Raw genomic sequence first — 13,754 nt, 5'->3', positions numbered from 1 at the left:
CCGGGGCGGGCAGGGGCGCTGCCGCGGTGGGATAACCTCGCCGCGTGCTGATCAGCGACTCGCGCAAGGTGCTCTTCGTCCACGTCCCCAAGACGGGCGGCGTGTCGGTCGAGGAGACCGTCAAGGAGGCCTGCCCCGACGCCCGCAAGGCGCGCGTCCCGATCGGCCGCCACGCGACGCTCGGCAAGATCATCAAGCACGAGCCGCAGGTGATCGACTACTGGACCTTCGGCTTCGTGCGCAACCCGTGGGCCCGCATGGTCTCGTGGTACTCCATGATCTCGGCCTGGGACCGCCGGCACGGGCCGCGGAGCGGCAAGCCGCAGGACGTCAAGCACAACTCGATGCGCGACGGCAACGACATGTGGCGCGCCGCAGCGGCCTACTCCGGCTTCGACGAGTTCGTGATGCGCGGGACCGAGGAGCTGCCGCGCGTCGGCACCCCGCAGATCAAGTACCTCCGTGCCCCCAAGCGCGACCGCGAGGTCGACTTCATCGGCCGCACCGAGAACTTCGTCGAGGACCTCCAGCGGGTGCAGGTGCAGCTCGGCCTCGAGCCGTCGACGCCGGTGCACAAGAACAAGTCCAAGCACGGCACCTACCACGACTACTACACCCACGAGACCCGTCAGCGCGTCGCGGAGGTCTACGCCGAGGACATCGAGCTCTTCGGCTACACCTACGACTGACCCGGGCCGACCAGGTCCGGCAGCCTGGTCCCCCGCGCGCCCGCCCACTCGCCGGTGGCCTCGAGCCGGCGCCACACGGCGTACTCGGGCGCGAAGTGGGCCGCCAGCGCCTCCCGCGTGGCGAAGCCCAGCTCGCCGTGCTCGGCGGTGGAGGCGTTGCGCCGCTCGAAGTCGAGCGGGCGGCCGATCCGCTCGGCGAACCACGCCGACCAGACCTCGGGGCGCTCGACGGCGAAGATCCTGTCGACGGCGACACCGCCCTGGGCCTGGATGAACTTCGCGGGGCGGCCCTTCGGCACGGGCGCGTCGTCGTGGCCGGCCAGGTAGTGCAGGGCGAACTCCTCGAACGTCAGGTCGGCGGTCGACTGCCGGCTGTCCTCGCGTGCGCGGTAGCGCCACCACGACTCCAGCCAGGCGATCGGCTCGCGGAACATCGTGACGAGCTCGTAGGACTCGCGCGGGTACCCCTGCTCGGCGAGCTCGTGGGCCCTGGTGTGCACGAAGCCTCGGGCCGGCAGGTGCTTGCGTCCCGGAGGGGCGCTGACGACCTCGGTGGCGTACGGCGCCAGCGTCCGCTCGAGGGCGGTGCTCGCCGTCTTGGGCAGGGCGAGGAGCACGAAGTCCCGCCCGGGCCCGAGCTCGAGGAAGGTCATCACCGCCCGATCATCCCGCATGCCCCGGACCGGGCAGTGCTGGGCTAGCCTCGCGCCCGTGCTGATCTCCGACGCCAAGCGCGCGCTCTTCGTGCACGTGCCCAAGACCGGCGGGGTGTCGGTCGGGGTCGCGTTCGAGCGCTGCTGCCCCGATGCGCGGAGCAAGGCGCCGGGCGTGAAGCCCCCGCTCGGCCGGCACGCGCCGTACGCCCGGATCCTGCGCGCGGAGCCGCAGACGGCCGACTACTGGTCGTTCGCCTTCGTGCGCAACCCGTGGGCGCGGATGGTCTCGTGGTGGTCGATGATCCAGGACTGGGACCGCGCGTGGGGTCCGTCGAGCGGACGGCCGCAGGGCGCGGCGGCCACGCGGATGCGCGGCAACGACATGTGGAGAGCGGCTGCGGCGTACTCCGGCTTCGAGGAGTTCGTGCTGCGCGGCACCGAGGAGCTGCCGCGGGTCGGCCGGCCGCAGGTGAACTACCTGCGAGCGCCCGACCGCGAGGTCGACTTCGTCGGACGCACCGAGTCCTTCGCCGACGACCTGGCCGAGGTCGAGCGACGGCTCGGCGGCGACCCGGTCCACGTGCCGCACCGCAACAAGTCACCGCACGGCAGCTACCGCGACTACTACACCGACGCGACGCGAGCGAAGGTCGCCGAGGTCTACGCGGCAGACCTCGACGCCTTCGGCTACACGTTCTGAGGCGTCAGCCCTTCCGCTCAGGACCTCGGGCTGCCACATTCCTCCCGTGGACGCACTCGATGGCTGGACCCGCAGCGAGCACACCGCCGACGTGGCCGGCGAGCCGACCACCCATCCCGTGTGGCGTCGCGGGACCGGCCCGGGCGTCGTCGTGGTGCACGAGCTGCCCGGCCTCACCGCCGGGGTGATCCGGTTCGGCGAGGAGCTGGTCGCGGCCGGCTACACGGTGCTGCTGCCGCACCTGTTCGGTCCCGCCGGGCGCGAGTTCGGCGCCGTCGACGTGGCCCGGGTCCTCCCACGGGTCTGCGTCAGCCGGGAGTTCACCAAGCTCGCGCGCGGCGTCACGGCCCCCGTGGCGGGGTGGCTCCGGTCCCTGGCGCGCGAGCTCCGCGCCGAGCTGGGCGGCCCCGGCGTCGGGGCGCTCGGCATGTGCTTCACCGGCGGCTTCGCGCTGGCGATGATGGTCGACGACAGCACCGTGGCCCCCGTCCTCTGCCAGCCCAGCGTGCCGTTCATCGGCCTCGCCGGCCGCGCCGCCGACCTCAACCTCTCCCCCGCCGACGCCGACGTCGTACGTCGTCGCGCCGCCGACGGGTGCTCGGTGCTCGGCATCCGCTACGCCGCCGACCCCGCGATCGGCCGTCGCTTCGACACCCTCACCTCGCTCATCGGCGACGCCTTCATCCGCGTCGAGCTCGAGGGCTTCGGCCACTCCACCGTCACCGAGCAGCGCTCCCAGGTCGCCGTCGACGCGGTGCTCGACTTCTTCGGCACGCGCCTGCGCTAGGTCGCTGATCGAGAAGGAACGGGCCCCCGACCTTTATGGGTGAGCCCCTGATGGCGACGCCAGACACCGGTCCTGGGTCAATGAAGACAAGCAGACGATGAGCGGAAGACCTGCGTCATGCTGTCCGCATGGACTCGGTGGTCATCAGGGACGTGCGTACAGCGGTGGTCTTCGCAGAGCCCTACACGGCCAGGACGGTCCCCGCGCAGTACCTCTCCGTCACGATCGAAGGCCCTGACCTTCGAGCGTCGCGGCAGGTCTACGAGGGCTACGACGAAGGGTTCAGCAAGGCTGCCTACTTTGCCGACCTGGCCGCCAGCTGGCGAGGGTGGGAAGGGATCCGCGAGTACGAGTCCGTCGAAGGTGACCTGCGCATTCAGGCGACTCACGACGGCCACGTGAACCTTTGTTTAGACGCAGGACGTCATGAGTTCTAGCGGTTCGAACCGGCGGTTCTCGTGACGTCATGGAACGCGGAGTCGCTGCGACAGCCACTGGGCATGACATTCCAAGAGTCGGGACATGCGGATCTGCCGCGATGATCGCGCGGATCTGCCGACAGTCGGGGGTCCGCTCATCCCGATGAGCACCCCGGGCGATCGTCAACCCTAGTGGTTTCAACGTTCGCAGCGACGCTCGCGTTCGGCATCGCAGCGGTCCCGGCCACTCTGCCCGTCGGCGGTGTCGCGTCCGCCGCCTCCGCGGAGCACGTCCGACCCCTCGCCGCCCCTAAGGTCGTCGCGGCCGCTGCCACCGAGAAGCACGTCTGATCGGGCGCGGCCTTGGAGTTCGTCGTTGCCTGCGTTCCCGACCAACCGGTTGAGGCCCTGCCACCCCTGGATGCTGTCGTCGCCGGATCCACCACGCATCGTGGCTTTCATGCCCACGCACTCCGACTTGATCTGGGCGTAGGGGGAGTCATCGCTGTAAGAAGCACCGCGGAGGGTGTCGTTTCCGCCTTTCCCGACGAACAGCACATCGCATCCCGCCCCCCACAGGTAGTTGTCCTCGGCGTTGCCTCGCAACACCGCGCGCGGCGCGACTACGCCCGCGTGAACGATCCCAGACAGGTTGACCGCATGGACCCCGCCGACCGTCACCATGTTGGTGTCCAGGTCGATCTCCACGTCCTGGTCGGCCGACCAGACAGCGATCCCGCCACCGGTGTAGGTGCCAGGTGCCCCCGTCACAGGCGCGGTGACCGTCAGGTACGCCCGCCAGGCGTCTGTCACGGTGTCATCCGTCCCGTCCGCGTACACATAGCTTTGGCCAGGTCCCCCGAGGTAGCGGTCGAGACCAGCACCTAGATAGGTAACGCTTGTTGTCAACCCAGCCTGGGACGCGTCCACCACGTCATCGCCGTCGCCCGCGACCACGACCACCAACACGGCGGACGGGCTCACGCACACCAGGTCGTTCCCAGCGACAGCGTTGGTACGCTGGGAGGAGCCGGTGACGATGACGTCATCACCCGGCGTGCCCTGAATGGCCGGGCCAGTGCCGACGATCGTGGCCGCCCGGCCCTGGCAGGTCTGGGCAGTGTCCGAAGCCCCCGAAGACGGTGCGCTCAGCAGCACCCCCGCAACAAGCGCGGTGACAACAAGCGTGGTCGAACGTCGAAGCACGGTTCCCCCTTGGGTGAGCCACCCCCCCGATGATGGTGGGCAGCGTGTCGGTGACAGTACGTCGCATGCGACAGTCCTTGCTCAGACGCGCCGACCTCATGGTTAGTTGTCGGCGTTCGCCGGTTGCGAGGGTCAAGCGGCTGTCTCGACCGTTCGCAGCCCCTCTGCGGACATCCAGATCTACCGCGATGCGCGGACACGCCGACAAGTGACCGAATAGAGAGCGTGAGGGACTAAGTCCGTCTCAACCCCACGTCCACAGGCCCAGTTCGCCGCCGCGTATCAGTGTCGGACCCCTTCTCTACACTCGAACACATGAGCGAAGCGCTGGCGGATCGGTTGGCAGGTGGGGTCGAGGACCTCACAGCTCCCGACCTGCTCGCCTCGATCCGCTCCGCGCGCGAGACCGAGAATCGGTCGGCGGCTGACCAGCTCGTGCTTGCCGCTGCGTGGGCGGACCTGCACCCGCCGGAGTCGATCCACGACGCCGCGTCCTTCTCGGTCCCGGGGTGGGAGCACGAGGAGCCCATCGCCGGTGAGGGGTGCCCGTTGGTGGCGGAGTTCTGCATCGCCGAGCTCGGCGGCGTCCTCGGGACGTCGACGACGGCGGCGAAGAAGCTGATCGGTCAGGCGTTGGAGCTGCGGCACCGGTTGCCGCGGCTGTGGGCGCAGGTCCAGGCCGGCCGGGTGCCGGCGTGGAAAGCCCGCGCGGTCGCCGAGACCACCATCCACTCCTCACCCACGCTCACGAAGGAGGCGGCGGCGTTCGTCGACACGCAGGTCTCCGCCGTCGCGGGCAGGGTCGGTCCCGCGCAGCTGGACCGGCTGGTCGCGGAGGCGATCAAGCGGTTCGACCTCGCCGAGCCCGACCCGGCCGCGGATCCCGAGGACGGCTACCTCCACGTGGACCCGCGCCACGTGAGCGTCCACACCGAGGACGTGCACTACGCCGGCACCATGAAGGTCGAGGCCGAGATCGACATCGCCGACGCCCTCGACCTCGACCGCGCCGTCGCCCACGGCGCCGCCACCCAAGCCGCGCTCGGGTCCACCGAGTCGTTGAACGTGCGCCGGGCCAAGGCCCTCGGTGAGCTCGCCCGCACCCAGACGGCCCTCGACCTCCATGCCACGGGCGCGGGCACCACCGGCCACGCTCAGGACGGGCTTCCCGTCGCACGCGAGGTCGTCCTCCACGCCCACTTCGACGCCTCAACGGTCGGCGAGCAGACGGTGTTCGGTCCGACCGGGAGGCTGGACGAGGGCCAGCGCTTGGTCCTGCTCGACCAGGTCCGCTCCTGGTGCGGCGACTCGAGGAACAAAGTGACGATCAAGCCGGTGATCGACCTCAACACCCAGCACCACACCGACGTCTACCAGGTGCCCGACCGGATCCGGGAGCAGGTCGTCCTCCGCGACCAGACGTGCGTCTTTCCGCGGTGCAGCCGACCGGCCCGAGGCTGCGACATCGACCACGTCATCCCCTACGACCCAGACGCCGAAGCCGAAGGCCGGCCCCAGCCGGGGCCGACCCGGACCGACAACCTCGCGTGCCTGTGCCGTGGCCACCACAGGTTGAAGACCCACTCGGCCTGGCGCTACGAGATGGTCGCACCCGGGCTGTTCGAGTGGATGTCACCGCATGGGTACCGCTTCCGCCGCGACCGCTATGGGACGACAGCGATCGACTCACCCGACCCGCCCGACCGGCCAGATCCGCCCGGTGTCCCGCGACCCCGCCGACGATGACCCCGCCCCGAACCCCGCTACCCACCCGGTAGCGGGGCCATAGGCGTGCACGAGCAGGCCGCGGCGCGACAGGCGCGATCACTCGACGAGCAGCACCCCGAGCCGTCGCCGGGTGTCCTCGTCAACGCCGGCCGCGACGAGGTACTCCTGGACGTCGAAGGTCTCGACCCACTCGAGCAGCACCGGACGCCGGTCGTCCAACGCCGCGTCGAGCTCGTCCTCCGTCCACGCCTCGTCGACAGAGGGGACCCAGGTGCCTGCGACCTGGTCGAGCGACCACCCGTGGCCCCGGTGCTCGGCCGCGCCACGGAAGCCTGCCTCGTAGCTCGCCACGATCGCCTCGGGAGTGGCTCTGGCCAGCAGCAGGAGGAGCGAGCAGACCATGCCGGTGCGGTCCCGGCCCCCGGCGCAGTGCACGAGGACGGGCGAGCCGGCTCGCGCCACCCCCTCGAGCACACGCACGATCTTCTGCGGGTACATCCGCAGGTTGTCAGTCCACGAGCGCGGGTGGTCGAGCCACGGCCCGCAATGCTGCAGGAAGTCGGCGTCGCTCGGGTCCTCGGTCGGGGCGTGGACGAACGTGATCCCGACCGTGGCACCGGCGGCGAGGACCGGGTGTGCGTCGGTACGTCCGTGCTCCATCTCGTTGCGCAGGTCGACCACGGTCGACACGCCGGCCGAGCGCGCGTCGTCCCACCCGCGTCCCGTCATCCACTCCGGCGCGGCCGACCGGTAGACCCGGCCGCGCTTGGTCTCGCCGCCCGCGACCAGCGCCGACCCGCCCAGGTCGGCGAGGTTGCGGGCCCCGTCCCACGTCAGCCTTACGACCGGTCCACCACGACGATCGTGTGGTTGTCGGGCTCACCGGCGGCGGCCACCGCAGACGCCACCTCGTCCGCGACCTGCTGGGCAGTCGCGGGAGACGCCAGCAGCGCCGCGAGGTCGTCGACGACCGAGTGCACGCCGTCGGTCGTGAGCACGAGGCGATCGCCGGGCTCGAGCCCGATCTCGAGCTCGTCGGTGACGACGCCGGGCACCAGTGCCCGGTTGAGCAGGTTGCGGTGAGGGTGGGAGCGGGCCTCGTCCACGGTCAGCTGACCGCTCTCCACCAGCCCTGCCACCACCGTGTGGTCATGGGTGACCTGTCGGACCTCGTGGTCGCGCACCAGCCACACGCGTCCGTCGCCCACGTGCGTCACCGACGCGGTGCGCCCGGCGATCGTCACGGCGGTGAGCGTCGTGCCCGACCTCGGCGCGTCCGGGAGCGAGTCGGCGATCTCGGACGCCACGACCGCCACGGCACCCTCGAGGCCGCCGGACCCGAACGCAGCGAGCACCGCGGCAGCGAGGTCCGAGCGTTCGCCGAAGCCGTCGGCGACGGCCACGAGGCCGGGCGTGGCGATCAGGGCGTCCTGCTGGTGCGGCCGTCCGCCCCGGCGGTGGCTCGTGCCGATCTCTGCGTGCAAGGTGTCGGTGGAGGTGGTCATGGGTGGTTCCTCGCTCTCGAGCCGTTCGACGAGGGCGGAGACGACGTCCCGGCGGCTGGCCGTGTCGTGCTCGACCTGGAGCCAGTACGCCCTGACCAGCCGCGCCGCAGCAGCCGGCGACGCCCCGAGGACCTCCTCGATCCGGGCCAGCGGCATGCCGACCAGGCGGAGCGAGGCCACCAGCCGAGCTTGCGAGAGCTGGTCCGGCGCGTAGCGGCGGTAGCCCGAGCCAGGGTCGACCCCGGCGGGCCGTAGCAGCCCGAGGTCGTCGTACAGCCGCAGCGCCTTCGGCGTCAGGCCTGACTCCCGGGCGAAGTCGCCGATCGTCCAGAGCTCCGTGCCTGGTTCCGTGGTCATCGTCCCCATCCTCCCCGGTGTCGGTCACCGGTGCGACGACCCTGCGGCTTGCCGCAGGGGCAAGGTCAAGACCTGGGCCGGCCCGGCGGAGATCAGCCCCGCGACGCGATCAGCCGGCGCACGGTCTCCCGTGCCCCGCGCGAGCCCTCGGGCGCGGTTCACTCCGGCACGTGGGTCTGCGTCCCGCTCTGTCGCGCCCGCCGGAAGAGCTCGACCAGCAGGTTGGCGTAGCCGAGCGGGGCTCGAGCACCGCCTCGAAGCGTCCGTGCTCCATCCCGTCCGCCGTCACCGCGACCGACGCGAGGAGCGCATGGAGTGGACGCCCGGCCACGGGCCGTCGAGCTCGACGTCGGTCACCACGTAGGTCCACAGGTCTTCGGCAGGAGTCGGCACCCGTCAGATCATGGCGGGATGGGGGGATCGCCCCGGGCGAGATGGGTACGGCGTCGTCGTCCGCGCGCCCGTCCCGATGGAGGCCTCCCGATGTTCTTGTTCTTCAGCAACCGTCTCGGCTGCCTGGGGTCCGTGCTGGTCTCGCTGGCCGTCACCGCGATCCTGGTCGTCGTCTTCCTGCTCTGACTCCGACCAGACGCATACCGGCGAGTAACATGGAGCGCGTGAGCTTCCTGTCGCGCCAGACCGTGATCGCCGCCCTGACCGCCAACGCCCTGCGACCGCCGCGGGGCCAGCGCAGCGGCGTACCGGCGTTCGCCGTCGGATGGCTCTTCGGCGAGACCGCCCCGCAGATGCTGGCACTGACCGCTCTCGACGCAGCAGCCCACCTCACGAGGAGCCGACGCGCCGGGGTCCGCGCCAAGGCGGGACTCGCCCTCGCCGGGGCCAGCGCGCTCGGACTGGCCCACATGGTGCGGCAGAGCCAGCGGGCCGCCGGCGTCCTGGACGACGCCCTCGTCGACGGCCTCGGCGTCGACTACGTCGAGCAGCTCGACGAGGCACCCGATCCGGCCGACCTGGCGACCCCGTGGCGGCGGCTCGCGCGGCCCTTCGACTTCCGCGACGACGCCGTTCGGGTGATCCGCAACCTGCCCTACTCCGAGGCCGGTCGCCGCGGCCACCTCGACCTCTACCTGCCCGCTGGCGGTGACGCGATCACGGACGCTCCGGTGCTCCTGCAGGTCCACGGTGGCGCCTGGACCGTGGGTGCGAAGGAGCACCAGGCGCGCCCCCTCATGAACCGGATGGCCGCCAAGGGCTGGATCTGCGTGGCGATCAACTACCGCCTCTCCCCCCGCGACCCGTGGCCGGCCCACATCGTCGACGTGAAGCGCGCCATCGCCTGGGTGCGGGAGAACATCGCCGAGCACGGGGGCGACCCCGACTACCTCGTGATCACCGGCGGGTCGGCCGGCGGCCACCTCGCCGCGCTCGCGGCGCTGACCCCGGGCGACCCCGAGTGGCAGCCGGGCTTCGAGGACGCCGACACCTCGGTCCGGGCAGCGGTGCCGTTCTACGGGGTCTACGACTTCGCCGGCTCCACCGGGCTCGCCAACGCGATCGGGATGCGCGACGCCTTCCTCGGCCCGCGGGTGATGCGGACGACCTGGCAGGACGCGCCCGACGTCTACGAGGCGGCCTCGCCCATCCTCCGGATCACCCCCGACGCACCGGACTTCTTCGTCATCCACGGCGACCTCGACAGCCTCGTGGCCGTCGACCAGGCGCGGATGTTCGTCGCCGAGCTGCGGCGCACGTCGAAGCGCTCGGTGGTGTACGCCGAGCTGCCCGGCGCCCAGCACGCCTTCGACGTCTTCCACTCGATCCGCAGCACGCACGCGGTCCGGGCGGTCGACCGCTACCTCACCTGGCACTGGAACACCTGGCGCCACGGCCTGCACGCCGACAGCGGTGTCGAGGCCGACGAGCTCCGCAACGACGTTGAGGAGAGGGGCGCCTGAGACCGTGCACGACCACGACGAGATGCCGGCCGACCTGCTCCCCCACGCCCGCGCGGCCAAGGGCTTCATGCCCGAGGACGAGGGCGCGTTGCTGCACCGCTGGGCGCGGCAGCGGCTCCCGCACGGGCCGGCCCTGGAGGTCGGCACCTACTGCGGCAAGTCGGCCGTCTGGCTCGGCGCCGCGGCCCGCGAGGTCGGTGGCACCGTCGTCACCGTCGACCACCACCGGGGCTCCGAGGAGAACCAGGCCGGCTGGGAGCACCACGACGACAGCTTGGTCGACCCCGACCTCGGCCTGATGGACACCCTGCCCACCTTCCGTCGCACCCTGGCCGCCGCCGGCCTGGAGGAGCAGGTGGTGGCGGTGGTCGGGCGCTCCGAGACGGTCGGTGCGTGGTGGCGCACGCCGCTCTCGCTGCTCTTCATCGACGGGGGGCACGGGGTCGAGCCCGCGCGCACCGACTTCCGCACGTGGCCGCGCTGGGTGATGGCCGACGGGGTCCTCGTCATCCACGACGTCTTCCCCGACCCGGCCGACGGTGGTCGGCCTCCCTACGACGACATCTACCTGCCCGCGATTGGCAGCGGCGCCTTCATCGAGGTCGACGCGGTCGGGTCGATGCGGGTGCTACGTCGTACGACCGGCGACGCCGGCGACCCGGTCGGCTGACGCGCCGCCGGACGGGCAGCCGCACTCCAGGCCGAGCTCGGCGAAGTCGGCGGCCAGGGTCGTCCCGCGCATGATGTCGGCGCCGGGGGTGCCGTCGGTCACCTGGTCGACGGCCAGGATCACGGCCGCTGCGGTGTAGGTGGTCTGCTCGACCGGCCAGTTGACGTCGTCGGGGAACACGTACCCCGTCCAGTAGGACCCCTCGTCCGTGCGCAGGTGCTGCATGTCCGCGAGCAGCTGGAGCGCCCGCGCGCGGTCGCCGATGGCGTCGAGCGCCATCACCAGCTCGCAGGTCTCCGCGCCCGTGACCCACGGGTCTTGCGAGACGCAGCGGATGCCGAGGCCCGGCTCGACGAAGGTGTCCCAGCGCTCGGCGACCAGCGCGTGTGCCTCCGGTCCGCGGACTGCACCGCCCAGCACCGGGTAGTACCAGTCCATCGAGAACTGCGACTTGTCCAGGAACAGGTCGCGGTGCTCACGCAGGGCGTGACCGAGGCGGCCGCCGACGAGCTCCCACTCGACCTGCGGTTCCCCCACCAGCTCTGCGAGCGCGACACCCGCCCGCAGCGAGTGGTAGATGCTCGAGGAGCCGGCGAGCAGGGCGTCGGCGTTGACCTTCGCGGGCGCGCCGTCGTGCCACTCCTGCGACCAGGCGATGCCACCGAACGGCAGCTGCATGGACACCACGAAGTCCAGCGCGCGACGCACCGTCGGCCACATCAGGCGGACGAACGCCTCGTCGCGCGCGACCAGCCAGTGGTGCCACGTGGCGACGGCGACGTACGCCGACATGTTGGTCTCGCCGGAGTGGTCCTCGACCTCGCCGACGACGATCTTCAACGGCCACGACCCGTCGCGGCGCTGGCTCGCGCGCGCCCAGGCGAACGCGCGCTCGGCGGCGTCGCGCTGCCCGCCGACCATGAGCGCCATCGCCGACTCGAGGTGGTTCCAGACATCGGTGTGCTCGCCCGGGGTCCACGGGACGGCGCCGGACGGCTCCTGCATGGCGGCGATGGAGGCGGCGGTCTGCTCGACCTGCGCGCGGGTGAGGCTCATGTGGCCGGCTTCCGGAAGTAGAGCACCATGCTCTTCCCGATCAGCGGGTCGAGCACCTTGCCGGCGTACTGCAGCGCCTTGGGGTTCTCCATGATCTCCCACACCAGCAGCTTGTGGTACGCCCTGGCGAGCGGGTGGTCGTCGTTGGTGACGCCGACGGCGCACTTGATCCACCAGTAGGGCGTGTGCAGGCCGTGGGCGTGGTCGCGTCCGGTGAAGACCATCGCGTCACCGGGGGTGCCGTCGTTGGCGCGCCCGGCCTTGGTCACCTTGTCGACGAGCTCCTGTGCCGTGTAGATGCGGATGTGGCCGCCCTCGGCGTTGTGGTAGTCGTCGGAGAGCTTCCAGTTGACGATCTCGGGGAGCCAGCGCGGCACTGAGATCGCCAGGGTGCCGCCCGGGCGCAGCACCCGGACCAGCTCCTTGATCGCGTCGACGTCGGCGTGGATGTGCTCGAGCACCTCCGCGGCGACGACGCGGTCGAACTCGCCGTCGGCGAAGGGCAGGGCGAGCGCGTCGCCCTCCTTGACGTCGGCCTCGGCACCGGCCGGCACCTCGCCGGCCTCGCGCATGGCGGTGAACCACTCGCGCACGGTCGCGAGCTCGTCGGCGTCCTGGTCGAACGCGATGACGTCGGCGCCGCGCTTGTACATCTCGAACGCGTGGCGTCCCGCACCGCAACCCATGTCGAGCACGCGGTCGCCCGGGCGCAGCCCCAGGCGGTCGAAGTCAACGGTCAGCACGGGCGCTCTCCCTCGATCCGGCCGGCCTTCTCGGCGTGGAAGTCGGCGATGGTCTCCTCGTAGGCGGCGGCGGTGGCCTCGGCCACGGCACGCCAGCTGAACAGCTCCTCGACCCGGGCGCGTCCGGCCGCGCCCATCGTCGTACGTCGCTCGGGGTCGTCGAGCAGGGCGGCGATCGCCTGCTCCAGCTCACCGACGTCGCCGGGGGTGACCAGGTCGGCGCACTGGCCGTCTGGGCCGACGACCTCCGGGATGGCGCCGGCGCGCGAGACCACCAGCGGGGTCGCACAGGCCATCAGCTCGGCGGTGGGGAGCGAGAAGCCCTCGTAGAGCGACGGCACGCAGGCCACCTCGGCCGACCCCATCACCTCGACGAGCTCGGCGTCGCTGACGCCGTTGACGAAGGACACCTTGTCGGCGATGCCGAGCTGGTCGATGAGCCGCTCGGTGCGCCCGCCCGGCTCCGGCCTCGTCACGAGCACCAGCGAGACGTCGCGCTCGACAGCGAGCTTGGCGAACGCCTCGAGCAGGGTCGCGATGCCCTTCATCGGGGCGTCGGCGCTGGCCATGGCCAGGATCCGGCCGGGGACGCGCGGGGCGGTGGGTGGCGCGAAGACGTCGTCGACGCCGAGCAGGATCGTCTGCATCCGCGCCGGGTCGACACCGAAGTCGCGGGCGACGTCGCGGGTGGAGGACTCCGACGGGGTGAGCACCTTGCGGTAGCGCTTGGCGACCTTGGTCTGCATCCGCAGGAAGCCGTACCACCGACGCAGGGTGAGCCGCTTGCGCCACGTCGGCGCGGTCTGCAGGTCGATGCGGCGGTCCATCGTGATCGGGTGGTGGATCGTCGCGACGACCGGCAGGCCGTAGGACTCCAGCTCCATGATGCCGGTGCCGAGGACCTGGTTGTCGTGGGCGATGTCGAAGTCGCCGGCGCGGTCCTTCATCAGCCGCGCGATGCGTGAGCTGAACGTCTTCGGCTCGGGGAACCCGGCCGTGCACATCGTGAGGAACTCCTCGACGTCGATGAGGTCGCGGAACTCGCGCAGGTGGGGCACCCGGAACGGGTCGGGCTCGCGGTAGAGGTCGAGGCTCGGCACCTTGGTGAGCACCACGCCCTCGTCGAGGTCGGGGTAGGGCTGGCCCGAGAACACCTCCACCTCGTGCCCGAGCCGGACGAGCTCGCGGCTGAGGTGGCGGATGTAGACGCCCTGACCGCCGCAGTGCGGCTTGCTGCGGTAGGACAGCATGGCGATGCGCACTGTGGTCTGCCTTTCGTGGCGCTCCGTGAGGGGCCCATTATGCCTACTGGCCGGTAGGTC

Annotated in this window: 14 protein-coding genes; 7 read left to right on the top strand and 7 right to left on the bottom strand. The window is 71.3% G+C overall.

Features of this window, described 5'->3' with window-relative positions; all coding sequences use genetic code 11:
- Positions 1-44 precede the first annotated feature (44 nt).
- Positions 45-689 carry a sulfotransferase family 2 domain-containing protein gene (locus HOO61_RS15085; RefSeq protein WP_172259747.1) on the top strand — a complete coding sequence of 215 codons (645 nt, stop codon included), beginning with the start codon at positions 45-47 and terminating at the stop codon, positions 687-689.
- Here the strand turns inward: HOO61_RS15085 and HOO61_RS15080 are convergent.
- Positions 680-1,345, bottom strand: coding sequence for a hypothetical protein (locus HOO61_RS15080; RefSeq protein ID WP_172259745.1), 666 nt, complete (start codon positions 1,343-1,345; stop codon positions 680-682). The genes HOO61_RS15085 and HOO61_RS15080 overlap by 10 nt on opposite strands.
- A 55-nt stretch (positions 1,346-1,400) precedes the next feature.
- On the opposite strand from HOO61_RS15080, the gene HOO61_RS15075 reads away from it, so the two are divergent.
- From HOO61_RS15075 to HOO61_RS15065, 3 genes are all read left to right on the top strand, one after another.
- The gene (locus HOO61_RS15075; RefSeq protein ID WP_172259743.1) at positions 1,401-2,045 is read left to right on the top strand and encodes a sulfotransferase family 2 domain-containing protein; all 645 of its coding nucleotides are present in this window, start codon (positions 1,401-1,403) and stop codon (positions 2,043-2,045) included.
- 46 nt (positions 2,046-2,091) lie between these two features.
- Entirely contained in the window at positions 2,092-2,832 is a 741-nt protein-coding gene (locus tag HOO61_RS15070) for a dienelactone hydrolase family protein (protein WP_367650195.1), read from the top strand.
- A 128-nt stretch (positions 2,833-2,960) separates the two neighbouring features.
- Positions 2,961-3,269 carry a DUF6228 family protein gene (locus tag HOO61_RS15065; RefSeq protein WP_172259741.1) on the top strand — a complete coding sequence of 103 codons (309 nt, stop codon included), beginning with the start codon at positions 2,961-2,963 and terminating at the stop codon, positions 3,267-3,269.
- A 180-nt stretch (positions 3,270-3,449) separates the two neighbouring features.
- On the opposite strand, the gene HOO61_RS24945 is transcribed toward HOO61_RS15065, so the two are convergent.
- Positions 3,450-4,457, bottom strand: a complete 1,008-nt coding sequence (locus tag HOO61_RS24945) for a hypothetical protein (protein WP_172259739.1) — start codon at positions 4,455-4,457, stop codon at positions 3,450-3,452.
- Positions 4,458-4,772: 315 nt separating this feature from the next.
- On the opposite strand from HOO61_RS24945, the gene HOO61_RS15055 reads away from it, so the two are divergent.
- Positions 4,773-6,203, top strand: a complete 1,431-nt coding sequence (locus HOO61_RS15055) for an HNH endonuclease signature motif containing protein (protein ID WP_172259737.1) — start codon at positions 4,773-4,775, stop codon at positions 6,201-6,203.
- 78 nt (positions 6,204-6,281) lie between these two features.
- Here HOO61_RS15055 and HOO61_RS15050 read toward each other — a convergent pair whose 3' ends face one another.
- Together HOO61_RS15050 and HOO61_RS15045 are read right to left on the bottom strand one after the other, a co-directional pair.
- Positions 6,282-7,022 carry a tyrosine-protein phosphatase gene (locus tag HOO61_RS15050; protein ID WP_172260158.1) on the bottom strand — a complete coding sequence of 247 codons (741 nt, stop codon included), beginning with the start codon at positions 7,020-7,022 and terminating at the stop codon, positions 6,282-6,284.
- A 2-nt stretch (positions 7,023-7,024) separates the two neighbouring features.
- Positions 7,025-8,047, bottom strand: coding sequence for a MerR family transcriptional regulator (locus HOO61_RS15045; protein ID WP_172259735.1), 1,023 nt, complete (start codon positions 8,045-8,047; stop codon positions 7,025-7,027).
- A 617-nt stretch (positions 8,048-8,664) separates the two neighbouring features.
- Between HOO61_RS15045 and HOO61_RS15040 the strand changes: the two genes are divergently transcribed.
- Together HOO61_RS15040 and HOO61_RS15035 are read left to right on the top strand one after the other, a co-directional pair.
- On the top strand, positions 8,665-9,963 hold the full coding sequence (locus tag HOO61_RS15040) for an alpha/beta hydrolase fold domain-containing protein (protein WP_367650194.1): 1,299 nt from the start codon (positions 8,665-8,667) through the stop codon (positions 9,961-9,963).
- 4 nt (positions 9,964-9,967) lie between these two features.
- Positions 9,968-10,633, top strand: coding sequence for a class I SAM-dependent methyltransferase (locus HOO61_RS15035; RefSeq protein WP_367650193.1), 666 nt, complete (start codon positions 9,968-9,970; stop codon positions 10,631-10,633).
- On the opposite strand, the gene HOO61_RS15030 is transcribed toward HOO61_RS15035, so the two are convergent.
- From HOO61_RS15030 to HOO61_RS15020, 3 genes are read right to left on the bottom strand one after another with little or no spacing between them, the layout of a single operon-like run.
- Complete coding sequence (locus tag HOO61_RS15030; protein WP_172259731.1) at positions 10,592-11,689, bottom strand: prenyltransferase; 1,098 nt, start codon at positions 11,687-11,689, stop codon at positions 10,592-10,594. The genes HOO61_RS15035 and HOO61_RS15030 overlap by 42 nt on opposite strands.
- Positions 11,686-12,432 (bottom strand): class I SAM-dependent methyltransferase, encoded by a 747-nt coding sequence (locus tag HOO61_RS15025; protein ID WP_172259729.1) that lies wholly within the window; start codon positions 12,430-12,432, stop codon positions 11,686-11,688. Before HOO61_RS15025 ends, HOO61_RS15030 begins: the two co-directional genes overlap by 4 nt.
- Positions 12,426-13,694 (bottom strand): glycosyltransferase family 4 protein, encoded by a 1,269-nt coding sequence (locus HOO61_RS15020; RefSeq protein ID WP_172259727.1) that lies wholly within the window; start codon positions 13,692-13,694, stop codon positions 12,426-12,428. Before HOO61_RS15020 ends, HOO61_RS15025 begins: the two co-directional genes overlap by 7 nt.
- Positions 13,695-13,754: the final 60 nt, after the last annotated feature.

This window comes from Nocardioides sp. zg-1230 (assembly GCF_013155335.1).
Taxonomy (GTDB): Bacteria; Actinomycetota; Actinomycetes; order Propionibacteriales; family Nocardioidaceae; genus Nocardioides.
This window is presented reverse-complemented; position numbering and strand designations above follow the sequence as displayed.

Coding starts and splice junctions, on each gene's coding strand:
- HOO61_RS15055 (WP_172259737.1), top strand. CDS start 4,773: ATGAGCGAAGCGCTGGCGGATCGGTTGGCAGGTGGGGTCGAGGACCTC.
- HOO61_RS15045 (WP_172259735.1), bottom strand. CDS start 8,047: ATGACCACGGAACCAGGCACGGAGCTCTGGACGATCGGCGACTTCGCC.
- HOO61_RS15065 (WP_172259741.1), top strand. CDS start 2,961: ATGGACTCGGTGGTCATCAGGGACGTGCGTACAGCGGTGGTCTTCGCA.
- HOO61_RS15030 (WP_172259731.1), bottom strand. CDS start 11,689: ATGAGCCTCACCCGCGCGCAGGTCGAGCAGACCGCCGCCTCCATCGCC.